Annotated in this window: 20 protein-coding genes; 7 read left to right on the plus strand and 13 right to left on the minus strand. The window is 57.4% G+C overall.

The features are described from left to right. The first annotated feature begins 67 nt into the window (after positions 1 to 67). The 3 genes from moaA to OS189_RS07975 are packed head-to-tail and all read left to right on the plus strand — an operon-like array spanning position 68 to position 3395. A complete protein-coding gene (gene moaA / locus OS189_RS07965) occupies positions 68 to 1075 on the plus strand; it encodes a GTP 3',8-cyclase MoaA (RefSeq protein WP_267166765.1) in 1008 nt (335 codons plus the stop codon). A gap of 5 nt (positions 1076 to 1080) precedes the next feature. After that, positions 1081 to 2358 carry a 3-deoxy-D-manno-octulosonic acid transferase gene (locus tag OS189_RS07970; protein WP_267167013.1) on the plus strand — a complete coding sequence of 426 codons (1278 nt, stop codon included), beginning with the start codon at positions 1081 to 1083 and terminating at the stop codon, positions 2356 to 2358. Next, on the plus strand, positions 2355 to 3395 hold the full coding sequence (locus tag OS189_RS07975) for a glycosyltransferase family 4 protein (RefSeq protein ID WP_267166766.1): 1041 nt from the start codon (positions 2355 to 2357) through the stop codon (positions 3393 to 3395). Before OS189_RS07970 ends, OS189_RS07975 begins: the two co-directional genes overlap by 4 nt. 83 nt (positions 3396 to 3478) lie before the next feature. Here OS189_RS07975 and OS189_RS07980 read toward each other — a convergent pair whose 3' ends face one another. The 5 genes from OS189_RS07980 to OS189_RS08000 all read right to left on the minus strand — a co-directional run bounded on the left by OS189_RS07980 (position 3479) and on the right by OS189_RS08000 (position 10384). Continuing rightward, positions 3479 to 4642, minus strand: coding sequence for a M20 aminoacylase family protein (locus OS189_RS07980; protein ID WP_267166767.1), 1164 nt, complete (start codon positions 4640 to 4642; stop codon positions 3479 to 3481). A gap of 66 nt (positions 4643 to 4708) precedes the next feature. Then, positions 4709 to 5875, minus strand: a complete 1167-nt coding sequence (locus tag OS189_RS07985) for a M20 aminoacylase family protein (protein WP_267166768.1) — start codon at positions 5873 to 5875, stop codon at positions 4709 to 4711. Between the two features lie 12 nt (positions 5876 to 5887). Further along, positions 5888 to 7231 (minus strand): NAD(P)/FAD-dependent oxidoreductase, encoded by a 1344-nt coding sequence (locus OS189_RS07990; RefSeq protein WP_267166769.1) that lies wholly within the window; start codon positions 7229 to 7231, stop codon positions 5888 to 5890. Between the two features lie 13 nt (positions 7232 to 7244). After that, positions 7245 to 8408, minus strand: a complete 1164-nt coding sequence (gene argE / locus OS189_RS07995; protein WP_267166770.1) for an acetylornithine deacetylase — start codon at positions 8406 to 8408, stop codon at positions 7245 to 7247. Between the two features lie 143 nt (positions 8409 to 8551). Beyond that, complete coding sequence (locus tag OS189_RS08000) at positions 8552 to 10384, minus strand: ABC transporter ATP-binding protein (protein ID WP_267166771.1); 1833 nt, start codon at positions 10382 to 10384, stop codon at positions 8552 to 8554. A 349-nt stretch (positions 10385 to 10733) separates the two neighbouring features. Here OS189_RS08000 and OS189_RS08005 point away from each other — a divergent pair, with 349 nt between their 5' ends. The 3 genes from OS189_RS08005 to OS189_RS08015 all read left to right on the plus strand — a co-directional run bounded on the left by OS189_RS08005 (position 10734) and on the right by OS189_RS08015 (position 14629). Further along, the gene (locus OS189_RS08005) at positions 10734 to 12452 is read left to right on the plus strand and encodes a peptide ABC transporter substrate-binding protein (protein WP_267166772.1); all 1719 of its coding nucleotides are present in this window, start codon (positions 10734 to 10736) and stop codon (positions 12450 to 12452) included. Positions 12453 to 12567: 115 nt separating this feature from the next. Beyond that, on the plus strand, positions 12568 to 13635 hold the full coding sequence (locus OS189_RS08010; protein ID WP_267166773.1) for an ABC transporter permease: 1068 nt from the start codon (positions 12568 to 12570) through the stop codon (positions 13633 to 13635). Then, on the plus strand, positions 13628 to 14629 hold the full coding sequence (locus OS189_RS08015; RefSeq protein ID WP_267166774.1) for an ABC transporter permease: 1002 nt from the start codon (positions 13628 to 13630) through the stop codon (positions 14627 to 14629). The genes OS189_RS08010 and OS189_RS08015 overlap by 8 nt, the downstream gene beginning before the upstream one ends. 98 nt (positions 14630 to 14727) lie before the next feature. Here OS189_RS08015 and OS189_RS08020 read toward each other — a convergent pair whose 3' ends face one another. The 3 genes from OS189_RS08020 to OS189_RS08030 all read right to left on the minus strand — a co-directional run bounded on the left by OS189_RS08020 (position 14728) and on the right by OS189_RS08030 (position 19299). Then, positions 14728 to 16017: a DUF3422 family protein gene (locus tag OS189_RS08020; RefSeq protein ID WP_267166775.1), complete on the minus strand. Its 1290-nt coding sequence runs from the start codon at positions 16015 to 16017 to the stop codon at positions 14728 to 14730. 254 nt (positions 16018 to 16271) lie between these two features. Then, complete coding sequence (locus OS189_RS08025; RefSeq protein ID WP_267166776.1) at positions 16272 to 17711, minus strand: NAD(P)(+) transhydrogenase (Re/Si-specific) subunit beta; 1440 nt, start codon at positions 17709 to 17711, stop codon at positions 16272 to 16274. A 13-nt stretch (positions 17712 to 17724) separates the two neighbouring features. Further along, on the minus strand, positions 17725 to 19299 hold the full coding sequence (locus OS189_RS08030) for a Re/Si-specific NAD(P)(+) transhydrogenase subunit alpha (protein WP_267166777.1): 1575 nt from the start codon (positions 19297 to 19299) through the stop codon (positions 17725 to 17727). 325 nt (positions 19300 to 19624) lie between these two features. Between OS189_RS08030 and OS189_RS08035 the strand changes: the two genes are divergently transcribed. Further along, the gene (locus OS189_RS08035; protein ID WP_267166778.1) at positions 19625 to 20377 is read left to right on the plus strand and encodes an SDR family NAD(P)-dependent oxidoreductase; all 753 of its coding nucleotides are present in this window, start codon (positions 19625 to 19627) and stop codon (positions 20375 to 20377) included. A 55-nt stretch (positions 20378 to 20432) separates the two neighbouring features. Here OS189_RS08035 and OS189_RS08040 read toward each other — a convergent pair whose 3' ends face one another. From OS189_RS08040 to OS189_RS08060, 5 genes are all read right to left on the minus strand, one after another. Further along, positions 20433 to 21212, minus strand: coding sequence for a gamma-glutamyl-gamma-aminobutyrate hydrolase family protein (locus OS189_RS08040; protein ID WP_267166779.1), 780 nt, complete (start codon positions 21210 to 21212; stop codon positions 20433 to 20435). 119 nt (positions 21213 to 21331) lie between these two features. Beyond that, on the minus strand, positions 21332 to 21757 hold the full coding sequence (locus tag OS189_RS08045; RefSeq protein ID WP_267166780.1) for a GlcG/HbpS family heme-binding protein: 426 nt from the start codon (positions 21755 to 21757) through the stop codon (positions 21332 to 21334). 84 nt (positions 21758 to 21841) lie between these two features. Beyond that, positions 21842 to 23971 carry a malate synthase G gene (locus tag OS189_RS08050; protein ID WP_267166781.1) on the minus strand — a complete coding sequence of 710 codons (2130 nt, stop codon included), beginning with the start codon at positions 23969 to 23971 and terminating at the stop codon, positions 21842 to 21844. A 126-nt stretch (positions 23972 to 24097) separates the two neighbouring features. Beyond that, on the minus strand, positions 24098 to 24256 hold the full coding sequence (locus OS189_RS08055; protein ID WP_267166782.1) for a DUF2256 domain-containing protein: 159 nt from the start codon (positions 24254 to 24256) through the stop codon (positions 24098 to 24100). A gap of 80 nt (positions 24257 to 24336) precedes the next feature. Continuing rightward, complete coding sequence (locus OS189_RS08060; RefSeq protein WP_267166783.1) at positions 24337 to 24585, minus strand: hypothetical protein; 249 nt, start codon at positions 24583 to 24585, stop codon at positions 24337 to 24339. Positions 24586 to 24597 lie beyond the last annotated feature (12 nt).

Genomic DNA, 24597 nt, shown 5'->3' on the forward strand with positions numbered 1-24597 from the left:
GCGTCACGCGCCAACCCCCTCAAATCCTCCTTGCCCCCCTTTCATGCGGCCTGTACATCCTCGGGGTATGAATGCACCTTTGATTGATCCCTTCGCCCGTGCCGTAACCTATCTGCGCGTCTCTGTGACGGATCGCTGTGATTTCCGCTGTGTTTACTGCATGTCCGAGAACATGACCTTCCTGCCAAAGCGTGAACTGCTCACGCTGGAGGAACTGGATCGCATGTGTTCGACCTTCATCGGTCTTGGTGTGCAAAAGCTACGCATCACCGGCGGGGAGCCGCTTGTGCGTCGCGGAATCATGTCTTTCTTCGATGGCATGAAGCGGCATCTCGACGCAGGCACACTCAAGGAACTGACGCTGACCACCAACGGCAGCCAGTTGGAAAAATACGCAACCGCGCTTTATGATGCCGGTGTGCGACGGGTGAACATCTCCCTCGACACGCTGGATGAAGCAAAATTTGCCGAAGTGACGCGCTGGGGCCGTTTGGCGCAGGTATTGCGCGGTATTGATGCGGCGCAAGCGGCTGGCCTGCGCGTCAAGATCAACGCCGTGGCCTTGAAAGGTTTTAACGAGCCCGAACTGCCGCAGATTACCGAATGGTGTGCCGCGCGCGACATCGATCTGACATGGATCGAAGTAATGCCGATGGGCGATATCGGTAATGAAGACCGGATCGGTCAGTACTGGTCGTTGAAAGATGTACGCACCAAATATGCCGAACATTACACAATCACCGATCTAGACGAAAGCACCGGCGGTCCCGCGCGCTATGTCCGTCTGGAAGAAACCGGTCAGAAGATCGGGTTCATCACCCCGCTGAGCCATAATTTCTGCGAAAGCTGCAACCGGGTACGGCTCACCTGCACGGGCGAGATTTACCTGTGTCTCGGTCAGGAAGACCGCGCCGATCTACGCGCCCCCCTGCGCGAGCATCCAGATGACAACGGCCCGCTGGAGGCGGCCATTCGTGCGGCAATCAACCTCAAGCCCAAGGGCCACGATTTTGATTATTCACGCCAGACCGCAGGTGGCCAGATGCCCCGCCACATGAGCCACACAGGCGGGTGAGCGCCATACGCGTGCCGCTGCTGTACCGCGCTTATGTGATGCTTAGCATGGTGCTGGTGCCTTTTGTGGCCCGTTCCACCACCCGCAAATTGCGCGCAGCAGGCGTGCCGGCGCACCGCGCCCATGAACGCCTCGGCAACGCAACCGAGCCACGCGCAAACGGCACACTAATCTGGTTTCACGCGGCCTCTGTCGGGGAAAGCCTGTCTGTTCTGGCGCTGATCACCCGCATGGGCGCCGCCCTGCCACATGCGCATTTTCTCATCACTTCCGGCACGGCCACCTCGGCCGCGCTCATCGCGCAGCGGATGCCGCCGCGCTGTGTGCACCAGTTTGCCCCGCTGGATGCCCCCGGCCCGTTGAAAAGGTTCCTTAACCACTGGCGCCCCGATGCCGCTGTCTTTGTCGAAAGCGAGCTTTGGCCGCAGATGCTGCGCCGTACCCGCGCCACAGGCGCGACCATGGCGCTGGTCAATGCGCGCCTGTCGGAACGCTCGCTTGCGTCATGGGCCAAACGCCCCCGCCTTGCGGCCTATATCCTTGATGTGTTTGATCTGATCCTCACGCAGAATGACGCGATGGCAAAAGCGATGGTGCGCATCCACGCTCCTGCCCCCCGTGTGGCACGTGGCCAGAACCTCAAATCATTTGCAGGGCCGCTACCCTATGACGAAGATCTGATATTCAACGCGCGTGCTGCCCTTGGCCATCGCCCCGTGTGGATTGCGGCCTCCACTCATGCAGGTGAGGAAAAGATCGTGCTGGCTGCGCATAAAAAGCTGCGCAAAACCCATCCCGATCTGCATCTGATCCTTGTGCCGCGCCACCCCGAACGTGGCGCAGAGGTGGTTCAACATATCGCGGACGCGGGAATGGACTATACCCGACGCAGCCGCGGCGATCTGCCTGCACAAGCGGTTTATCTGGCGGATACACTGGGTGAGTTGGGCAATTGGTACGCGCTGGGTGATATCGTTTTTCTCGGCGGCTCTCTTTTGCCCATCGGCGGGCACAACCCGTTTGAAGTTGCCCAGGCCGGCGCGATGGTGCTTTCCGGCAATCATGTATTCAATTTTGCCGAAACGTTTTCGGATATGGAGGCCGCAGGCGCGGCGCGCATCGTGGCAGACGCCGACGATCTGGCCGCGCAAATCGATGCGCTGCTGCAGGATGACCACGCCCTTACAAAGGCAATCACCGCCGCCAAAGCATTTGCCAACGCCGAAACGGCAAAGCTGGACACAATCGCAACTCGCCTGATCAACGCACTGGGACTTTCATGAGCAAGCAAGACACCATCGAGGTCATCGCGCCGAATTTCAAACGCCGCCTGTCGGGCGTGACGGCAACCGTTGTGCGGCTGGTCCCTGTGCAGGCGCGCGATATCGGTATTGTTGCCACCGGACCTGTCATACCCGAACATGTGCCGCAAATACCGCTCTCATCGCTGATCACCCTGCCGCGTAGAAAGCGGCGCGTCTGGCATGCGCGGCGCAACGTCGAAATGATCGGCGGTCTGGCGCTGAAATACCTCTTGGGCAAGCGGTTGAAACTGATATTCACTTCCGCGTCCCAGCGCAGGCAATCCGGCCTCACACGCTGGCTGATCCGGCGGATGGATGCGGTCGTCGCCACATCCAACCGCACAGCCGACTATCTGGAAAATCCGGCTCAGGTGATCATGCACGGCATAGATACCGACACTTTCGATATCACCCCGGATCGCACCGCCCTGCGCACCCGCATGAACCTGCCAGCAGACGGCCCGCTCGTCGGCTGCTACGGTCGCATCCGCGCGCAAAAAGGCACCGATGCGTTTGTGCGCGCGATGATCCGGATCATGCACGATCATCCCGCTGCACATGCAATTGTAATGGGCCGCGCCGTGGGCGAGGATAAAACCTATCTGAATGCTCTGAAGGAAGAGGTCAGCGCCGCAGGCCTCTCTGGCCGCATCCTCTTCAAACCCGAAGTCGCGACACAAGACATGGCCGACTGGTACGCAGCACTCGATCTCTACGTGGCGCCCCAACGCTGGGAGGGGTTCGGCCTCACGCCGCTTGAAGCGATGGCAACAGGGTGCCCTGTCGTTGCAACCCGCGTCGGTGCGTTTGATCAACTGGTTGTTGAAGGCCAGACAGGCTCCTTGGTCGATCCTGACGATATCCCGGCACTTGCAACCGCAATTGGCACGGCCCTGTCCGACACCACCCGCCTGCAGCGATGGCGCAACAACAGCCGCTCGCACGTCCTGCAAAACTTCTCCATCGAAAAAGAAGCGCAAAGCCTGAACACCCTATATCGCAAACTGCTTTCGTGACGCGGGACGGATCACACCGTCCCCCGCCTTCATTTTTCCAATAAACTAAATTCCGCACTCTCGCCGCGCGCTTGCACTCAGGTTCAGGCCGCCGTCATACGCTGCTCGACAATGCCGGCCCACCAGCTGCATCCGACCGGAATAATTTCATCGTTAAAATTGTATTTAGGGTGATGCACCATAGCTGTGTCGCCGTTGCCCACCAGAATATAGGCACCTGGCCGCTCTTCGAGCATGAATGCAAAATCCTCGCCACCCATAACCAGTGGCGCCTCTGCACAATCGCCCGAGATAGAGCGCGCCACATCAGCGGCAAATTCTGTCTGCTCGCCGTGGTTGACCATCACAGGATAGTTCCGGTGATACGTAACCCGCGCCACCGCCCCCATAGCCGATGCGATACCACTGCAAATCTCGTTGACCCGCTTGTCCGCCAGATCACGCAGTTCCAGCGACATGGTGCGCACGGTGCCTTTCAAGTGTACCTTTTGCGGTATCACATTGTAGGCGTTCGATGATGTCTGGAACGACGTAATCGACACCACGATATTGCCCACCGGATCGGCGTTCCGGCTTACAATTGTCTGCAACGCGCTCACAATCTGGCTCGCAACCACCGTGGTATCGACGGTTTCATTGGGTTTCGCCGCATGGCCGCCCAATCCCTCGATCTCGATATCCAGCAAATCGGTCGCCGCAAAAAACGGGCCCGGGCGGATTGCAAAACTGCCCGCTGGCATACCGGGCCAGTTGTGCATGCCATACACTTCCTGAATGCCCCAGCGGTCCATCAAATCGTCATCACACATGACCTTGGCACCACCGCCACCCTCTTCGGCGGGTTGGAATATCACCACGGTAGTTCCGTCAAAATTGCGGGTTTCGGCCAGATATTGCGCAGCCCCCAGCAGCATTGCCGTATGCCCGTCATGGCCGCAGGCATGCATTGCCCCGTCGGTTTTAGAGGCATACTCAAGCCCTGTTTCCTCATGGATCGGAAGCGCATCCATGTCGGCGCGCAGGCCGATCACTTTGCCCGATGCTGTGGATTTTCCCTTGATCACCCCCACAACACCCGTGCGCCCGATGCCCTCAGTCACTTCGTCACAGCCAAAAGCGCGCAGTTTCTGCGCAACCGTGGCAGAGGTGCGGTGTGTTTCAAACAATATCTCGGGATGTTCATGCAGATCACGACGCCAGGCGGTGATATCATCGTGCAATTCGGCAAATCGGTTTTTGACAGGCATGGTTCTGGTCCTTCGGATGCATGGGGTTTTTGCGGAGTGTAGTTGTTCGCGCGCTAGCAGCAAGCACTAGCTCAGCGGCATCCGCCGCTCCACCAGTTCGGCAAACCACGAACAGCCTGCGGGGATTGCATCGTCGTTGAAATCATACTGCGGGTGGTGAACCGTCGCACCATCGCCGTTGCCCAACATGATGTAGGCACCGGGGCGCTCTTCCAGCATGTACGAAAAATCTTCTCCCGCCATGATCGGTGGGGTGTCGGTATCCACACCGGGGCACACGGCCTCGGCGGCGGCGGCGGCAAAATCGGTGTTTTCGGCGTGATTGTATGTAACAGGATAGCCGCGGTCATAGGTGATTTGCGCGTGGCATCCGTGCGCGCGCGCTGTCAGATCGACAATTTCCTCCAGCCGCTTTTGCGCCAGATCGCGCACCGCCCCGTCCAGCGTGCGCACGGTGCCGCGCATGGCAACCGTATGCGGGATAACATTATGCGCTTCACTGTCAGAACGCAGCATGCAGACTGAAACCACAACCTGTTTCAGCGGATCCACATTGCGCGAGGCGATGGATTGCAGCGCAAGGATCACATGCGCGCTGGCGACATTGGGGTCAATCGCCTCATGCGGGGCGGCGGCATGACCACCCTGCCCTGTGATAGTGATGTCGAATTCATCGGTAGCCGCCAGCAGCGCGCCCTTGCGGATATGGAAACTTCCCACCTCGGCATTGGGCATGTTGTGCAATCCGTAAACCTCATCAATCGCCCAACGCTCCATCAGGCCATCATTGCACATCTCGCGCCCCCCGCCGCCGCCTTCTTCGGCAGGCTGAAAGATCAGCACAACGTGGCCGTCAAAATTGCGCGTTTGTGCGATGTATTGCGCAGCGCCCAACAGGATCGCCGTGTGCCCGTCATGCCCGCAAGCATGCATTTTTCCCGGAATTTTGGAGGCATATTCAAGCCCTGTCGCCTCCTCGATCGGCAGCGCGTCCATATCCGCGCGCAAGCCGATGGTGCGCCCAGACGAAGTGTTACGCCCCTCGATCACCGCCACAACACCTGTGCGGCCGATGCCGGTGGTAATGTCGGTAATGCCAAAACTGCGCAGCTTTTCCTCGACAAACTTCGCTGTTTCATGAACGTCGAATTGCAGTTCCGGATACTGGTGCAAATGGCGGCGCCAGCCTGTTATTTCGGCGTGCATTTCGGCAAAGCGGTTCTTGATCGGCATGGTATTTCCTTTTCAGACATTCGGTCCCGGCACCATTGGGGTGCCATCGGTAAATCGGGCATAGCGAAAGCGTGTCAGATCATGGCCCGCTGCGCGGCCCAGGGCCATATCAGCCAGCACACGGCCCATGGCGGGTCCGATGCCAAAGCCATGGCCGCTCATCCCCGTTCCGATGATCAATCCGTCAATGGGCGCATGGTCAACGACGGGCACAATATCGGGCATGGTGTCAATCATACCGGCCCATGCCGCTTTGATCTGAACTTTACCCAGTTGCGGGAACATGGATTGGAAATCGCGCGCCAGCTTTGCAATTCTGCGCGGTGTTGGTTTGGGATCAAGGACGCGCATCCGCTCGAACGGGCTGGTATCATCACCGCCCCACCGCCGCGCTGTGCCCCACGCGTCGGGGTAGAGTTTGGGCGCTGCGGGCAGCAACATACAGCCAAGCGGATCATCGCGCAGTTGGTTGAGATATTTGGGAAAGGCGCGGAACGCATCTGGCCCGACGTATAGATCAGGCGCGCCCGCCGGGGCCAGCGTATAGCCTCCATCGGCGCGCCGTCGGAAGGCAAGCCTCCGCGCGGATCCCGCCGCCTGTCCCACATCAGCAACCGGCACTGTTGCCGCCACCTGCGAGCGGACGGACAACTGCGGCATCGCAATGCCATGATTGCGCAAAAACAACGCCGACCAAGCACCACCTGCCAACACAACACGCGGCGCGGCTACGCGCCCCTTTTCAGTCACTACGCCTGCGACCCTGCCATTGGTGATGTCCAGACAACGAACCGCGCAGTGTTCAATGATATTTACCCCCTCGCGCACGGCAATTTGTGCCAGTGCAGGGACCGCCACCCAAGGTTCGGCGCGCAAATCCGACGCGGTATGCAACCCGCCCAGCGGTTTATCCGTCAGACCAGTGTACATTGCCGCCACCTCTGCGCGGTTGAGCATCCGGCTGTCCGCGCCGTTGGCCGCCGCGTGGGGCAGCCACATTTCATACCGCGCCAGTGCTTTTGGGGTATAGGCCAGATAGGTCACGCCGCCTTGTTGCAATCCGATGTCTTCGTTGGTTTCGCGCGACAGGTCTTTCCACAGCCGCTGCGCCTCGGCCATGATCGGCATCTCGGCTGGGTCACGGCCCTGCTGGCGTATCCACCCCCAGTTGCGGCTGGACTGTTCCGCCGCCACCAACCCTTTTTCAAGCAGCACAACCCTTGCACCGTTTCGCGCGGCATAAAGCGCCGTGCAAACGCCGATAATTCCGCCGCCGATCACAACCAGATCGGCAGCGGCAGGCAACGCGCCGGTATGGCGCGGCGCCTGCGCCGCAGTGATCGCTGCACCCTGCATCAACAACGTCCGCTCAGCGGCAAAGTCGCTCTACCAGTTTTTGCATGAATGCCTGGCCTGCATTGAACTGATCCACCTCAATGAATTCGTTCGGCTGGTGGGCCTGTGCAATGCTGCCGGGCCCGCAGATCACCGCGCTATAGCCTGCGTCCTGAAATTGCCCCGCCTCGGTGCCATAGCTGACCTTGTGACTGGCATTATCGCCTGTGATCTGACGCACCAGAGTTTCCGCTTCGCCCTCGTTTTCCGGTTGCAGCGCGGGCACGTCAAACCGTGGCGTGATCTCGATCCGCGTATCGGCCACAACCGATTGCATCGCCTCCTCCACTTCACGCACTTTTTCCAGATAGGCGATTTTCCATTTTTCCTTGTCCTCACCGGGAACAACACGGAAATCCATGGCGAACCAGCAATCTTTGGCGGTGATATTATGCGCGGTTCCGCCTTCGATCATACCCACATGCACGGTGGTAAAGGGCGGGTCGAACATCGCGGCAAGCTCGCTTGGCTTGGCCTCCATATTGGCGGTGTTCTGCTCGTTCGCCCATTCAATCAGCTTGGCCCCCGCCATGATCGCGTTGACGCCGGTGTGAAGCAGCGATGAATGAACCTCAAAACCGATCACATGGGTGTTGAACCCCGTGCCGCCCTTGTGCCCTGTCACCGCCTGCATGCTGGATGGTTCACCAACGATCACCGCGCTGCCTTTGGGAACGACCCCTTGCATAGCCGCAATCATCGGCGGCGCGCCGGTACAGCCGACCTCCTCATCAAAACTCAGCGCGATTTGCAGCGGGCGGTTCACCCCTGCGTAGTGCGCCTCTACCAGCGCCCAGATCGCCAGCGCGTCGAAACCTTTCATATCACAGGTGCCGCGCCCGTAGTATTTGCCGTCTTTTTCCACCACGGTGAACGGGTCTGTGTCCCATGGCTGGCCATCAACCGGCACAACATCGGTATGGCCGGACAAAACAATTGCGCCTTCAATCTGCGGGCCCACATGGGCAAACAGCGCGTGTTTGGGCTGCTCGGGATCAACATAGCGGTGCGCGGTGATGCCGTGACTGTCGAGATATCCATCTACCCAGTCAATCAGGGGGATGTTTGTGTCACGCGACACGGTCGGAAAACTGACCAGTTTTTCCATCAATTCAAACGGGGTGAGACGGTCTGCCATAGCGGAACTCCGGAATAGACAGCGCTGGTGCGCTATTCAAAAACAAATGTGCTGTCCGCACCGACAGCGCGAACAGTATCAAACCGTTCCCGGCCGGACGCCGCAAATAACATTTTGCGGCAGTAGTAGCGCGATGGCGCAGATCAGTAGCCACTGTCCGTAATCAGCACCTTATGCTCCGGCCCGACCTCGCGGTAAACACTGGGTTCAGGTTCATAGCTAGCGGGATGGATCGGCGACGGGATTGGTTTGAAGTTGAGATCTTTCTCTGCTTTGCGTTTACGCGGATCAGCGATGGGAACGGCCTTCATCAACGCTTGGGTATAGGGGTGCTGCGGGTTTTCAAACACCTGACGGCGCGGCCCAAGCTCAACGATGCGGCCCAGATACATCACACCGACATAATGGCTCACCCGCTCCACCACGGCCATATCGTGGCTGATGAACAGGAACGACAGCTCCATCTCCGCTTGCAGTTCCATCATCAGGTTCAACACCTGCGCCTGCACCGATACATCCAGCGCCGATACCGCCTCATCCGCAATGATCAGCTTGGGGTTGAGCGCAAGTGCGCGGGCAATCGCCACACGCTGCCGCTGGCCGCCGGACAATTCATGCGGGAACCGCCGCATGAAGCTGCGCGGCAGTTCGACACGGTCAAACAGCATCTCGACCCGTTTCATTACATCCGCGCCCTTGAGCGTGTTGAAGTTATGGATCGGCTCGGCCACCTGATCGGCCAGCCCCATCTGCGGGTTCAGCGAGGCAAAAGGGTCCTGAAAAATCATCTGCATATCAAGACGTGCTGTGCGCAAATCCTGCGTGTTCAGCGCCATGATATCCTTGCCGCCAAGGTTGATTTCGCCTTCCATCGGCTCGACCAGTCGCAAAATGGACCGCCCCGCCGTGGATTTCCCGCAACCGCTTTCGCCCACAAGGCTCAGCGTCTGGCCCTTGTTGATGCTGAACGACAGATCCTCGACCGCATGAACATTCGCCACCGTGCGGCGCAGCAGGCCCCCCTGAACGGGAAACCGCGTCGTCAGGTTTTTGACCGTCAGCAACACTTCGTTTGTGCCCTTGATCGGGACAATGGGCTTGTCCTCGCTGCCCAGCAGCTTCATCGGTTCAGGATAGTCTTTGCCGGTCATTTCGCCCAGCTTGGGCACAGCCGCCAGCAGCGCCTTCGTATAGGGATGCTGCGGGTTCTCGAATATCTCCTCGACGGTGCCTTCTTCCACCTTGTTGCCGCGGAACATGACAACAACGCGATCCGCCATCTGCGCCACCACTGCCATATCATGCGTGATGAACATTACGGCAGTTCCTGTCTCACGCTTGAGTCGGTCGATCAGAGCCAGAATCTCGGCCTGAATGGTTACATCCAACGCCGTCGTCGGCTCATCCGCGATCAACAGACGCGGCTCACAGGCCAGCGCCATAGCGATCACAACACGCTGGCGCATCCCGCCGGACAATTCATGCGGATACTGCGTCAGACGCTTTTTAGGCTCGGGGATCCGCACCTGCGTCATCAGCTCCAGTGCGCGCTCTTCGGCTTGCGCCTTGGTCATGTTCTTGTGCAGCCGCAACCCTTCGGTCAGTTGCTTGCCCACTGTAAACACAGGGTTCAGTGCTGTCATCGGCTCCTGAAAGATCATCCCGATCTCGTTGCCCCGAATCCCGCGCATTGTATCTTGTGGCATTGACGCCAGATCGACCTGCTCTCCGCCCAAGCGGTCGAACAACAACTTGCCGCCCGCAATCTCGCCGCCACCAAACTCCACAAGGCGCATCAGGGACAGGGATGAAACCGACTTGCCCGAACCTGATTCGCCAACCACACACACCGTTTCGCCGGGGTTAATGTCGAACGATACATTCTCTACGCCGACAACAGGACCGTCTTTTGTCTGGAATTCAACGCGCAGACCCTCGATGCGGGCAATCGGTTGTTTGGTTACGTCATCCAGCATTGCAATCCTTTCTGGTGTTTGAAGCGCCGCTCGCGCGCAACGACACGCTATGCGCAAGCAGGACGCGCGTCAAACGAACTCGGGCATCTCATGCTTGTGCCAGCACAAAAAATTCGTGTCGGGGCAAACTTTCAGCGCGCAGGCATACGCAGAAGGCTTGCAATTTCGGCGAAACCTGTTTCGATACGGCACATGCACTTTGGGGGGTGCTCTAGGGCTGCCGGAAAATACCGCGCGATTGCGCGCCGTTAGACGGAAATCCTGATCGTCCCCAAAAATGGCAAGAGAGGCTGGGCACAGCCCAACCAGAGACGTGACACCCTAAAATGTGTCCAACAAGGAGTATACAATGAAGATGAGAACCCTATTGATGGGTGCGATTGCAACAACTGCATTCGCCCCTGTCGCATTCGCCGACGGCCATGAAGGCGAACGCGGCCGCGATGGCCAGTTGAACATTATTTACTGGCAAGCCCCGTCAATCCTGAACCCTTTCCTGTCGGGCGGCACAAAAGACCTCGAAGCCGCTTCGCTGGTGCTTGAGCCTCTGGGCCGCTATGATGAAAACGGCGCATTGGTGCCCTTCCTCGCCGAAGAAATCCCGACCGTTGAAAACGGCGGCGTTAGCGAAGACCTGACCAGCATCACATGGAAAATTGCCGAAGGCATGCAATGGTCCGACGGAACCCCCGTCACCTCTGCTGACGTCAAATTCACTGCCGAATACTGTATGCATCCCGAAGGCGGCTGCGCACAGGGCGCCAAATTCAGCGGCGTCGAGAGTGTAGAGGCGGTTGATGAACGCACGATCAAGGTCACCTTCGATGGCCCCCAACCCAACCCCTACCAGCCGTTCATGGGCGCACAGTCTCCCATCCTGCAAATGGCACAGTTCAAAGACTGCCTTGGCCCCAAGGCACCTGAATGCACCGAAGCAAACTTTAACCCCATCGGCACCGGCCCGTTTGTGGTGAAAGACTTCCGCCCCAACGATGTGATCCAGTTTGAAGCCAACCCGAACTATCGCGACCCGTCCAAACCGGCCTTCGCAACTGTGAACTTCAAGGGTGGTGGCGATGCAGCTGCTGCCGGTCGTGCAGTTCTGGAAACAGGCGAGTTTGATTACGCGTGGAACCTACAGCTGGCCCCCGATGTCATCGCCAAGATGGCAGAAGCGGGCAAAGGCACGCCAATTTCCGCTTTCGGAACACTGGTAGAGCGGATCGAAATCAACCTGACCAACCCGTCACCCGATTTGCCTGCCGAAACCCGCTCTACAATCGCGGAGCCACATCCGATTCTGTCGGATTTCAAAGTCCGCAAGGCGCTTTCAATGGCGATCGACCGTGAGCTGCTGACAGAGGTCGGCTATGGTCAGGCGGGTCGTGCGACATGTAACTTCGTTCCTGCACCCGCGCTTTACGCCTCTGACAATACCGAGTGTCTGACACAGGACATCGAAGGCGCAAAAGCACTGCTGGAAGAGGCCGGCTGGACAGACACAGACGGTGACGGCATCCGCGACAAGGACGGCATGAAATTCTCGCTGCTGTTCCAGACATCGACAAACGCTGTTCGCCAGGATTTTCAGGCCCTGATCAAGGACTTCTGGAACCAGATCGGTGTCGAAACCGAACTGCGCAATCTGGATGGTTCCGTGTTCTTCGGTGGTGATCCCGGTTCGCCCGATACCTTCCAGAAGTTCTATGCAGATGTGGAAATGTACGCCAACAACTTTGATGGCACAGATCCGCAGGCATATCTTGGCTCGCGTCGTTGCGGCACCGAGCCAAAGCCGTCATCGCAATGGCAAGGTGAGAACATCAACCGCTTCTGTGATCCGGCCTATGATGCGCTGCTTGACGAATTGGAGACAACCGGCGAGCTTGAAAAGCGCGGCGAAATCGCCCGCAAGCTGAACGACATGCTGACCAAAGATACAATGACCATCCTTCCCCTTGTGGATCGTGGCCGTGTGTCTGCAGCGTCAACCACCTTGGGTGGTGTTGTCCTCAACGTGTGGGATTCCGAACTCTGGAATGTCGCAGACTGGTATCGCAAGAAGTAAAAAGACTTGCGGCGGAGGTTTCTCCGCCGTACCTTAGGTCCCCTAGGGCGGGGTTTTCCCCGCCCTTATTTGACCCCGACTGTTCTTTCAGACTGACAAATAAAGGCGCCGCTTGATGCTGAATTTCACCATCCGACGACTCGTCCTCTCGATTCCGACGCTTTTATTTATCAGCCTCGTGATTTTCCTGCTTCTGCAACTGGCGCCCGGTGATCCGATGGCCCAGGTGCCGTTGACGGTGCCGCCCGAAGTGAAGCAAAAAATGCGCGAAGCGCTTGGGCTTGGTGCGCCGATTCACATTCAATACATCAAATGGCTGCAACAGTTTTTCGTTGTGGAACCATCTGTTTTTATTGATTATCTGACCAATAAAAGTTTCCTTTTGGGATGGCTGCCAGACACCCAACTGTCCATGACAGTTGATCCCGTAACCGGTGAGTTGGTCGAAAAGCAGCGTGTGATAAGCTGGCAAACGCGCAGCCCCGTGATGGACATCGTGATCCAGCGTATGCCGCAGACGCTTTGGGTGGTTGGCCTCAGCTATCTGGTTGGTATCCTTATCGCGATTCCGATCGGCATTTACTCCGCTTACCGCCACTATTCTTTGTTTGATCAGGCCGGCACGTTTATCACGATGGTTGGCTTTTCCATCCCGCCCTTCTTCACGGGTCCGTTGCTGATTGTGATCTTCTCTGTATCACTCGGCTGGTTACCCTCGATCTACGACACAACGCTTGTTGTCGACAGTTGGGCCACTTTCAAAACCCAGTTCCTGCAAATGATCATGCCCGTGATGGTCCTCGCGCTTCAGACAACCGCCCAGATCAGCCGCTACATGCGCTCGGCTATGCTCGATAATCTCAATCAGGACTACGTGCGCACAGCACGCGCGAAAGGCCTGAAAGAAAGCGTTGTTGTCATGGTCCACGTCCTGCGCAATTCGATGATCCCCGTTGTGACCATTATCGCGATGGGTATGCCTGCAATCTTTGGCGGTGCCATTATCACCGAAAACGTGTTCAAGGTGAACGGCATCGGTCAGCTGCTGTTGACCGCACTGTTCGCCAATGACCTACCGATGGTGATGACCCTCACATTTATCTTTGCCATTCTGATCGTGCTTTTCAATCTCATCGCCGACATCCTTTACGGCGTGCTTGACCCAAGGATCCGCTATGACTGAGCAAGCCATCCCCGCAAGCCCCATCGAGTCTGATCTGGAAGTCTACGGCGCGTTGGTCGACAAAGAACCGTCAAAGCCCCCGCGCAGCCAGTGGCGCGATGTCTGGGACCAGTTCCGCAAACACAAGGGTGCGATGTTCGGCGGCGGCTTTCTAATGCTGATCACGCTGGGTGTGCTGTTCGGCCCCTACCTATGGGATATCGAACCAACCAAACTGGACATCCGCAACAAGAACTGGCGCCCGATCTACACATTGATATGGGACAGCGGCGCAAAAGCGGGGTGGAGCCATCCTTTCGGCACCGACCAGCTTGGCCGTGATATTCTAGCACAGATGATCTACGGCGGACGCGTATCCATGGCAGTGGGCTGGTCGGCGATGATCCTCGCAATTCTCATCGGTACAATAGTCGGAGTTGCGGCAGGTTATTTCAAACGCGCGGATTTCATCCTGATGCGCCTTACCGATCTGGTGCTAAGCCTGCCAATCCTACCACTGGTCCTGCTGGCCGTGACCCTGTTCCGCCAACCCCTGACCAGTTTTTTCGGCAGTCCCGAAGCCGGAATGTTTGTTTTGATTGTATCGGTCATCGCGCTCACGTCATGGATGCAGACTGCCCGTATCGTGCGGGGTGATATTCTGGCTCTGAAAGAGCGTGAGTTTATCCTCGCCGCCCGCTCCATCGGGTCGACTTCCGGCAAGATCATCCGCCGCCACCTGCTGCCTAATGTGATTTCGCCCATCATGGTTTCGGCTACACTTGGTCTGGCAACAGCAATCATCACAGAATCCGCGCTCTCGTTCCTTGGCGTGGGCTTCCCCTCCGACTTCCCGACTTGGGGCAAACTGCTGGCGGATGCCGTTGACCGGATGCAGGAATACCCCGAGCGTGTCCTGCTTCCCGGTATCCTGATCTCGCTCACTGTGCTCAGCGTAAATTACCTTGGTGACGGCTTGCGAGATGCACTCGATCCGCGCATCCGCGGACGCTAATGAAGAAAGGCCGCGCCGGATACCAGCGCGGCCCTTCTTCATTTTTCGATAAACTCAAATTCGGCGAGGGTTTCAAACCTCTCGCTAACGGTAACGCACTACCCGAGCCGCCTGCGCACCCGCCTCACCGACACCCACACCAGTAATATCACAGGCAGCGTCACAATCGCGCTCAACAGCCCCTTCGACACACCTACCCCCTGTGCAAGGGGATACAGCAGATAACTCGCAAGCGAGACTGCATAGTAACTGATTGCAACAACGGACAGTCCTTCAACTGTATGCTGCAAGCGCAATTGCAGATCCGCACGCTTGTCCATACTCCGCAGTATCGCCTGATTCTGCGCCGAGCGTTCCACATCTACCCGCGTACGCAACAAATCCGAAGCGCGGATCGCGCGCGCCGACATACGTGCAAGTCGCTTTTCCATAGAAACGACCGTGCGCATCGCAGGCTCATACCGGCGCATCATAAATTCGCCAATCCCCTGCCGTCCTTCATACCGGACTTCCCGCAACGCGGTGATGCGCTCGTCAACAATTGCCTTGTAGGCCGCCGTACCGGCAAACCGGAATGCGCTTTGCGCTACCACATTTTCCAATTCCACCGACACATCAAGCAGTGCATCAAGCGTGGTTTCCGCCTTTGCATCCTGTGCACTCATCTTCGCCATCAAATCGCTCAACTGACGGTCGATCTTGCCAACCTCCCCTGCGATCTCGCGTGTCAGCGCAAAACCCAGCATCGACATGGTCTTGTATATTTCGATCTCCAGCAACCTCTGTATAATCCGCCCGATCCGGCGTGAGCCCGTTAGCTCGGGCACAAAAACGGCAAATCGTGTGTGCCCCGCCGGATCGATACGGAAATCGCTGGCAACAATTGCAGCCCCGTCCAGAACCTGACCCACCGCAAGGCTCTCGGGTACAAACCATTCGCCCAGCTGTTCCAGCATACCCTCCGTTTCATGATGCTCGGGCATCAACCGCAGCAGGCATGATGTCAGCCGCTGTCCCGGTGCATCAGCAAGCCAACCAGCCGGGAACACTTCAAACTCAGCCGGATCGAACGGGCGATTGCTTAAATCGTCGCAGAACGCAGTATAGGTCACAAACTCTGTATGCTGCTCCCACTTGAGGAAATACTTCCCCATCGCTCCGTAATAATGTGTTGCGCCTTGATCGGGTCGGGGCGCGCCGTAATGATCAAGCAGCGTAGCCAGATGCGCCATATCCGCTTGGCGGTCGCGATCCCGCGCAGCACCGTTACCCGCCTGCTTGATCGCCAGAAATGCAACCACTTGTGGTGCTTTGACATTAGGAAACGGACGGGCATGCAACTCTCCGGTCAGGGCATAGCGCAGAGGATGATCGGCAATTGACGACAAATGATGGCTCCGGTTCGGGGTACTGCCTCCATAGTGGAGCGAGCGAACCAACCCCTCAACGCCTTTTTTCGGAAGTTTGCCACAAGTTTCGGGTACACAGGTATACTGTTCCACCTATCGGAAATTGCATGGGGTACGCGCGGGTCTTACGCGCGAACACTTCGCCCAAAGAAAAACGCCCCGCTGTTTCCAGCGGAGCGTTTGTTTTTGTCGCCGGAATTGTCCAAATTCCGTTCCGGTTTTTCCAAAACCGGTCAGTCGATCATCGGCAGTAGCTTATCAAGGGACGCCTTTGCATCGCCGTAGAACATGCGCGTGTTCTCCTTGAAGAACAGCGGGTTTTCGATGCCGGAATATCCCGTGCCCTGCCCGCGCTTGGAGACAAACACCTGCTTGGCTTTCCAACATTCCAGAACCGGCATACCAGCGATGGGGCTGTTTGGATCGTCCTGCGCCGCAGGGTTCACGATATCATTCGAACCGATCACAATCGCCACGTCGGTGGAGGGGAAATCATCGTTGATCTCGTCCATCTCCATAACGATATCATAGGGTACCTTGGCTTCGGCCAACAGCACGTTCATGTGCCCGGGCAAACGCCCTGCAACGGGGTGAATGGCAAAGCGCACATTCTTGCCCTTCGCGCGCAGCTTTTTGACCAGCTCGCTCACCGCTGTTTGCGCCTGTGCAACCGCCATACCGTATCCGGGAATGATGATAACGCTGTCCGCTTCATTTAGCGCTGCGGCCACACCCTCCGCTTCAATTGCGATCTGCTCGCCTTCCACGGCCATCTGCTCCCCTGCGGGGCCACCAAAGCCGCCGAGGATCACAGAGATGAACGAACGGTTCATCGCCTTACACATGATGTAGGACAGGATCGCACCGGAAGAACCAACCAGCGCACCGACAACAATCAGCAGATCGTTACCGAGGCTGAAACCGATCGCCGCCGCAGCCCAGCCGGAATAGCTGTTAAGCATGGAGACAACCACCGGCATGTCCGCCCCACCAATTCCCATGATCAGGTGATACCCGATAAACAGTGCAGCCAGCATCATAAGGAACAGCGGGAAGAAATCGCCGGTGTTGAAGTACCAGACCAGCGTTATCACAGAAAGCGCTGCCGCTGCGATATTGAGAAGATGACCGCCGGGCAGCTTTTCCGCTGCCGACGAAACGCGACCGGCCAGTTTGCCATATGCGATAACGGAACCTGTAAATGTAACCGCACCGATGAACACCCCGAGGAACAGTTCAACCCGCAGGATGTTGATCTCGACCGCCGATTTCTTGGCAATCAACGCCGCAAACGTCCCCAGTTGTGAAATATCGCCACCAGCTGCCATCAATCCGCTTACGCGTTTAATTTCGAAGTGCGCAATCACGCCGACGAATACGGCGGCCAGACCCACAAGACTGTGCATGGCTGCAACCAGTTCAGGCATCTGTGTCATCTGCACGCGGGTCGCCAGTTGGTAGCCGATTGCGCCGCCCCCTGCGATCAGCAGGATCGACAAAAGCCAATACCCCGATCCCGGACCGATCAGCGTGGCCGCAACGGCCAGCGCCATGCCTACAATGCCATACCATACAGCGCGCTTGGCACTCTCCTGACCGGACAACCCGCCCAGCGAGAGGATAAAAAGGATTGCTGCGACGACATAGGCCGCTGTTGTGAAACCGTAATCCATGTTTCCCGCTCCCTTAAGATTTCTGGAACATGGCGAGCATACGCCGTGTTACGAGGAAGCCACCGAATATGTTGATCCCGCACATAAAGACCGACAAAGCAGCAAGTAAAACCACCAGGAATGAGCCCGAACCGATTTGCATCAGCGCGCCCAGAATGATGATCGAGGAAATTGCGTTGGTGATCGCCATCAATGGTGTGTGCAGGCTGTGCGCCACACCCCAGATCACCTGGAAACCGATAAATACCGACAACACAAACACGATAAAGTGCTGCATAAAGCTGGCCGGCGCGAATAGGCCCACCAGCAGCAACAGCGCGCCGCCAATACCCAGCAACATCACCTGATTTTTCGTCTGCGCCTTGAACGCCGCCAACTCGGCAGAGCGTTTTTCATCGGCAGTCAGCTCTTTTACCGCCGGTTTTTTCGGCGCGGCGGCAATCGCGGCAACTTTGGGAGGTGGTGGCGGAAAGGTTACTTCCTTGGCATGCGTAATCGTTGCACCGCGGATCACATCGTCTTCCATGTCGTGATTGATCACACCGTCTTTTTCCGGCGTCAGATCAGTTAGCAAATGGCGGATATTGGTCGCATACAAGGTGGAGGCTTGCGTGCCCATCCGGCTGGGGAAATCGGTATAGCCGATGATGGTCACACCATTGTCGGTGACAATCTTCTCGTCCGGTACGGTCAGCTTGCAGTTACCGCCCTTTTCCGCTGCCAGATCGACAATCACCGATCCGGGCTTCATGGCGGCGACCATGTCCTCGGTCCAAAGCTCGGGCGCTTCGCGGTTCGGGATCAACGCAGTCGTAATAACGATGTCAACTTCCGGCGCTAATTCACGGAACTTCGCCAACTGCGCCTCACGGAATTCAGGGGAAGAAACAGAAGCATAGCCGCCAGAGGCGGAACCGTCCTGCTGCTCTTCCTCGAAATCCAGATACACAAACTCGGCACCCATGCTTTCAACCTGCTCGGCCACTTCGGGCCGCACGTCAAACGCCAACGTAATGGCACCAAGGCTGGTGGATGTCCCGATTGCCGCCAGTCCGGCCACACCCGCCCCCACAACCAGTACCTTGGCTGGCGGAACCTTACCCGCCGCCGTGATCTGTCCGGTAAAGAAGCGGCCAAAGTTGTTGCCCGCCTCGATCACCGCACGGTAGCCTGCGATGTTGGCCATGGAGCTTAGCGCGTCCATTTTCTGCGCACGTGAAATCCGCGGGATCATCTCCATCGCGACAACAGTGGCGCCTTTCTTGGCAGCCGACTGCATCTTCGCCTCATCCCCAACCGGAGAGAAGAAAGAAATCAGGGTCTGCCCATCGCGCAGACGCTTCATCTCAGTGTCATCCGGCGCGCGCACTTTGGCAACGATATCTGCCGCTTTCCACAATGCAGCGGCGGTTTTGACAATCTCGACGCCTGCGTCCGCATAGGCCGCATCGTCAAATCCAGATGCAACTCCTGCTCCGGTTTCTATCAGGCACTCATGCCCCAGTTTTTGCAGTTGAAGCGCACTCTCGGGCGTCATCGCCACGCGGCGCTCGCCTTCAAATACTTCTTTAGGTGTCCCGATCTTCACTCAAAATCTCCCAAAATTCGATTACTGTGGCGAAACTGGCGTGTCGCAGATGATGCCCACCGACCTACCCCGCAGACCCGCGACAAACAAGCGTGGCACAGCCATATTACGCAGTGTTTCGCGAATTTTTCGCAGGTCCGGACGTTTTTTAGGCAATTCCTTGCTTTTTTAACCGTTGAAATAATATTTCAACGACACCACAGGTCAGCGCAACAATGAACCTCGCCGAGAAACAGAATCATCTATTTTGCCGTCACGTCAGATTACCGCCCTCTATCGCCTGAGGCACCAGCGTCCTAGGCTGGCAAAAACAGGAGAGAGATTCATGACACTGAACGGAAAACACGCACTGGTCACCGGCGGCGGCACCGGCATCGGGTTTGCCATTGCGCAAATGCTGGTTGAACGCGGCGCACATGTGACCATCACGGGCCGCAGACAGTCTGTGCTGGACGAAGTTGCAACCGTCGGGATGACACCGATGGCTATGGATGTGCGCGATGAAGACGATGTTGTTGGAAAAATCGCAACCGCTGTCGCAGCCCGTGGGCCGATCCAGATATGTGTGCCCAACGCAGGTCTGGCCACCGGCAAGGCCGCGCATAAAACCGATATGACATTCTGGCGGGACATGATGGCGACAAATCTCGACGGCGCTTTTCTGACCATCCGCGAAAGCCTGAAAGGCATGCGCGACACCGATTGGGGCCGCGTAATCGCTGTGTCCTCCATGGCGGGGCTTCGCGGCTTGCCGGGAGCGGCGTGTTACTCCGCTTCAAAACACGGGATGATCGGCCTGATCCGCTCGCTTTCCGAAGAGTATATGGGCAAGCCCTACACGTTTAACTCTCTGTGTCCGGGGTATGTGGACACCCCTATCGTTACACGCAACACACAATCCATTTCCGAGCGTGCAGGCATCTCAACCGATGCGGCTCGCGATATGATGGTCAGTGCCAATCGCCATAACAGGCTGATTACAGTTGATGAAGTCGCCGCAGCTGCTGCTTGGCTTGTTGGCAATGACTCCGGCAGCATCAACGGTCAGAGCATCGAAATTGCCGGCGGGATGATGTAGCGGCAGATCCCGCCATCATCTGCGCAGGCGTACAGTCGCCTGCGCTCGAAAATCCTTAAACCGCGCGCGCCACAGCAGCAGGCCGCGCACCCGAGGCCCATTCACGCGCTGCCGCGCCAAAAGCTTCGAACAACGGACGCGACACCGGATCGTTTGCCGCCTCATATTCAGGGTGCCATTGCACCGCGAGTGTGAATCCCGGCGCGCCATCCACATAGATCGCTTCGGGTGTGCCATCTTCCGCGAAACCGTCCACCACAATACGTGGGCCGGCTTTCTTTATCCCTTGTCCGTGCAATGTGTTGGTCCTCACAACCTCCGATCCCATGACACGGTGAAAAACCCCACCTTTGGTGAACCGTACGTCATGGCGCAACTCGAACTTTTCTTCGATGGAGCCTTCGGGCGGCATCCGGTGGTTCATCCGTCCCGGCAAATCACGGATTTCGGGGTATAGTGATCCCCCCATCGCAACATTCACTTCTTGAAACCCGCGACAGATGCCGAACAAAGGCTGCCCCGTGGCAACACACGCCCGCGTCAGTTCTAACGCCAGCGCATCACGCGCGCGGTCAAAATCCCCGTGGGCCGGTGTTTCGGTCTCGCCGTATTCTTCAGGATGCACATTGGGCCGCCCGCCGGTAAGCAGAAAACCGTCGCAGCAATCCATCAGCTCCGCGACAGACACAAGCGAAGGATCGGAGGGAACGACCAAAGGCATACAGCCCGACACCTCCGCAACCGCCTGGGAATTCATCAATCCACCCGCATGCACACGGTACTGATCGTTCAAAAGATAGCTGTTGCCAATAATGCCGATAACCGGTCGACTCATACCCGATAACTCCCGCTCGAAAAATTTTGCGGACAGCCTACAATCAATCTATAAAAGCCTCAACAGACCATTCGGGGCCGCGCTGTATACAGGCCGACCTCCGATAAGCGCTGTGGGTTTTAGACTTCACCAACCAGATTGGCCGCTTCAATCCCCGCCATTGCGGCGATCGCATCATTGTCGGATGTATCGCCCGTCACTCCAACGGCACCAATGACCGCGCCTTTGGCCGAACGCAGCAAGACACCACCCGGCACGGGGATAACCTGCCCCCCAAACACACCGTTTACAGCAGCCATAAAATAAGGTTGCGCTTCGGCGCGCGCCATCTGCGCCTCGCCCGCCATGCCCAGCATAACAGCACCATAAGCCTTGCCATGCGCGATCGCGAAACGCCCCGGCGCTGCACCGTCCTGCCGCTCGAAGGCAATCACATGGCCACCCGCATCCAGAACCACAGCAGACAATGGCTTCAATTCCATCTCCGCCCCTTTTTCAAAGGCCTTGCGGATCACCGTCCGCGCTTTTCTCAATGATACACTCATGTCGCTATCCCGTTTCTTTTGGCTAAAAATATCCCGGGAAGTCTGAAGGGCTGGCCCTTCAGTCCCCCAGTACGATTACAGACATCACCCGGCGGCTTTCAACTCCAACCGACGTGCATGCAAAACAGGCTCGGTATAGCCTGAAGGCTGCGTTGCCCCCTCAAGCACCAGTTCGCAAGCCGCCTTAAAGGCAATCCCGTCAAATGCCGGTGCCATCGGTTGATACAACGGATCACCTGCGTTCTGACGGTCGACAACTTCCGCCATCTTGCGCATCCCCGCCATAACCTGATCCTCACTGACCAACCCGTGATGCAACCAGTTCGCAAGTGCCTGCGCAGAAATGCGGCAAGTAGCGCGGTCTTCCATCAAACCGACATCATTGATGTCCGGCACTTTGGAGCACCCAACCCCCTGATCGACCCAGCGAACTACGTATCCAAGAATCCCCTGGGCGTTATTTTCGATTTCACGGGTGATTTCCGTATCACTCAGATTGCGGCCTGCCATGACCGGAATAGTCAGCAGATCGTCCAACGTGCCACGCGCGCCGCCTGCGGCAATCTCGTCCTGACGCGCCATCACATCAATCATGTGGTAGTGCATTGCGTGCAGAGTGGCCGCTGTCGGGGATGGCACCCATGCACAGGTTGCGCCCGCTTTCGGGTGGCCGATCTTGGCTTCCAGCATCTCACCCATGAGGTCCGGCATGGCCCACATACCCTTGCCAATCTGCGCCCGTCCTTTCAGACCGCAGGCAAGGCCGATGTCCACATTGCGATCCTCATACGCACTGATCCAAGCAGAGGATTTCATCTCCCCTTTCGGCACCATCGGTCCCGCCTGCATGGAGGTATGGATTTCGTCGCCTGTGCGATCAAGGAAGCCCGTGTTGATAAACGCGACCCGTGATTTCGCGGCGCGAATACACTCGGCAAGGTTGACCGACGTGCGCCGCTCCTCGTCCATAATCCCCAGCTTAACAGTGTTGGCAGGCAGGCCCAGCACGTTTTCGACATGGCTAAATATCTCGTCGGCAAAGACCACTTCCTCGGGGCCATGCATCTTGGGCTTTACCACATAGACCGATCCGGTGAGGGAGTTACCGCCCTCGCGCTTCAGATCATGCATCGCGATCAGCGTTGTAACCATCGCATCCATCAGGCCTTCGCCCACTTCCAGACCGTCACGGTCCAACACCGCAGGATTGGTCATCAGATGCCCCACATTTCGCACCAGCATCAAGGAGCGCCCTTTGAGGGTCAGCGTGCCACCATCAGGTGCCGTATAGATGCGGTCGGGGTTCATGCTGCGGGTGACGGTCTTGCCGCCTTTTTCAAAGCTTTCCTCAAGGTCGCCACGCATCAGCCCCAGCCAGTTGGAATAGGCGACAACCTTGTCTTCCGCATCCACTGCCGCAACGCTGTCTTCGCAATCCATAATGGTGCTCAACGCGGATTCCATCACAACGTCAGCCACATGCGCAGGATCGTTTTTGCCGATAGCGTGGTCGGCGTCTATCTTGATCTCGACGTGCAGACCGTTATTTTTCAACAGTACCGCTGATGGCGCATCCGCGTCGCCTGTGTAGCCTGCGAACTGTTTAGGGTTTCGCAAAGCGGGCACAAGTGCGCCGTCACTTACGCTATATCCGGTTACATCAACGTGACTGCCGGATGCCAGCGGCGCGACATCATCCAGAAACGCCTTGGCGCGCGCCACAACGCGCGCGCCACGCGCTTCGTCGTAACCGCCCCCCCCAGGCAGATCGCCCAGCGCATCCGTGCCATAAAACGCATCATACAAAGACCCCCAGCGCGCGTTCGCTGCATTCAGCGCAAACCGTGCGTTGGTAATCGGAACCACAAGCTGTGGTCCGGGCGTTGTAGCGATTTCAGCATCGACATTGGCAGTATCAATCTCGAACGGCGCGCCTTCGGGCACCAGATATCCGATTTCTTTGAGGAACGCAGTGTAGGCCAGCGCATCATGCTCCTGACCCTGACGCGCGCGATGCCATTCGTCTATCTGGCGCTGGATTTCGCTGCGCTTTTCCAACAATGCGCGATTCTGCGGGCCTTTTTGGTGAACCAGCTCCGAAAAGCCTTTCCAGAAGGTATCCGCAGAAACATCCAGACCATTCAGCGCTTTATCTTCAATGAAATCTGCCAGTTGCTTATCAACTTGCAAGCCGTTGCGATCAACTCTTTTCATGATGTGTCCCTCCGTGCGCTGCACATAAGTTTCCGATAGGAAAGTTAGTTTCTGCAAGGGATAATCCCAACAGGCCCGTCTCGCAAGCAGGATTAAGGATCGCTTTGGCGCGCGCGGCTTTTCCGGCTACCGGCCTGCACGTCCGTTTCGCTCCCTTTTGCACCGCTGCGAACAATACCGGACCTCGTCCCAGACCGCCGCCCACTTCTTGCGCCAAGTGAACGGCCTGCCGCAAGTGGCACATATTTTCTGGGCTAAATCCGACTTCTTGGTATGCTTTGACATGTGCAAAAACTAGGCCTTTGCCGGACAGAAAAAAGGGCATCTTAGAAGGATGCCCTGATAAGCTTGTAAGATTGACCGGTTTAATCTGTTGCAGTCGGTGTCGCGCTGCTGTTTGTTCCCGGCTCGTAAGTGTCTGTAGCCGGTGCGGTGGTTGTCGGCCCTGTTGCGTCCGAGTCGGTTGCGTCATCATCTCCGGTCGAAGTGATCAGACTGAACCCCACAATGCCGAGGAAAATCAATACGACGATCAACATCGCACCTTTCACACTCCAAAGCGACGGACGGTGGCGTTTCTCTTGTTTGTTGATATTTGTGTCGGGTGCAGACATGGTCTGTTCTCC

It is taken from the genome of Sulfitobacter sp. F26169L (genome assembly GCF_026410285.1).
Classification (GTDB): domain Bacteria; phylum Pseudomonadota; class Alphaproteobacteria; order Rhodobacterales; family Rhodobacteraceae; genus Sulfitobacter.

Bases quoted from the DNA above. Each gene is read 5' to 3' on its own strand.
- moaA (WP_267166765.1), top strand. From the start codon at position 68: ATGAATGCACCTTTGATTGATCCCTTCGCCCGTGCCGTAACCTATCTG.
- OS189_RS07975 (WP_267166766.1), top strand. From the start codon at position 2,355: ATGAGCAAGCAAGACACCATCGAGGTCATCGCGCCGAATTTCAAACGC.
- OS189_RS07980 (WP_267166767.1), bottom strand. From the start codon at position 4,642: ATGCCTGTCAAAAACCGATTTGCCGAATTGCACGATGATATCACCGCC.
- OS189_RS07985 (WP_267166768.1), bottom strand. From the start codon at position 5,875: ATGCCGATCAAGAACCGCTTTGCCGAAATGCACGCCGAAATAACAGGC.
- OS189_RS07990 (WP_267166769.1), bottom strand. From the start codon at position 7,231: ATGCAGGGTGCAGCGATCACTGCGGCGCAGGCGCCGCGCCATACCGGC.
- argE (WP_267166770.1), bottom strand. From the start codon at position 8,408: ATGGCAGACCGTCTCACCCCGTTTGAATTGATGGAAAAACTGGTCAGT.
- OS189_RS08000 (WP_267166771.1), bottom strand. From the start codon at position 10,384: ATGCTGGATGACGTAACCAAACAACCGATTGCCCGCATCGAGGGTCTG.
- OS189_RS08005 (WP_267166772.1), top strand. From the start codon at position 10,734: ATGAAGATGAGAACCCTATTGATGGGTGCGATTGCAACAACTGCATTC.
- OS189_RS08010 (WP_267166773.1), top strand. From the start codon at position 12,568: ATGCTGAATTTCACCATCCGACGACTCGTCCTCTCGATTCCGACGCTT.
- OS189_RS08015 (WP_267166774.1), top strand. From the start codon at position 13,628: ATGACTGAGCAAGCCATCCCCGCAAGCCCCATCGAGTCTGATCTGGAA.
- OS189_RS08025 (WP_267166776.1), bottom strand. From the start codon at position 17,711: ATGGATTACGGTTTCACAACAGCGGCCTATGTCGTCGCAGCAATCCTT.
- OS189_RS08035 (WP_267166778.1), top strand. From the start codon at position 19,625: ATGACACTGAACGGAAAACACGCACTGGTCACCGGCGGCGGCACCGGC.
- OS189_RS08040 (WP_267166779.1), bottom strand. From the start codon at position 21,212: ATGAGTCGACCGGTTATCGGCATTATTGGCAACAGCTATCTTTTGAAC.
- OS189_RS08045 (WP_267166780.1), bottom strand. From the start codon at position 21,757: ATGAGTGTATCATTGAGAAAAGCGCGGACGGTGATCCGCAAGGCCTTT.
- OS189_RS08050 (WP_267166781.1), bottom strand. From the start codon at position 23,971: ATGAAAAGAGTTGATCGCAACGGCTTGCAAGTTGATAAGCAACTGGCA.
- OS189_RS08055 (WP_267166782.1), bottom strand. From the start codon at position 24,256: ATGTCAAAGCATACCAAGAAGTCGGATTTAGCCCAGAAAATATGTGCC.
- OS189_RS08060 (WP_267166783.1), bottom strand. From the start codon at position 24,585: ATGTCTGCACCCGACACAAATATCAACAAACAAGAGAAACGCCACCGT.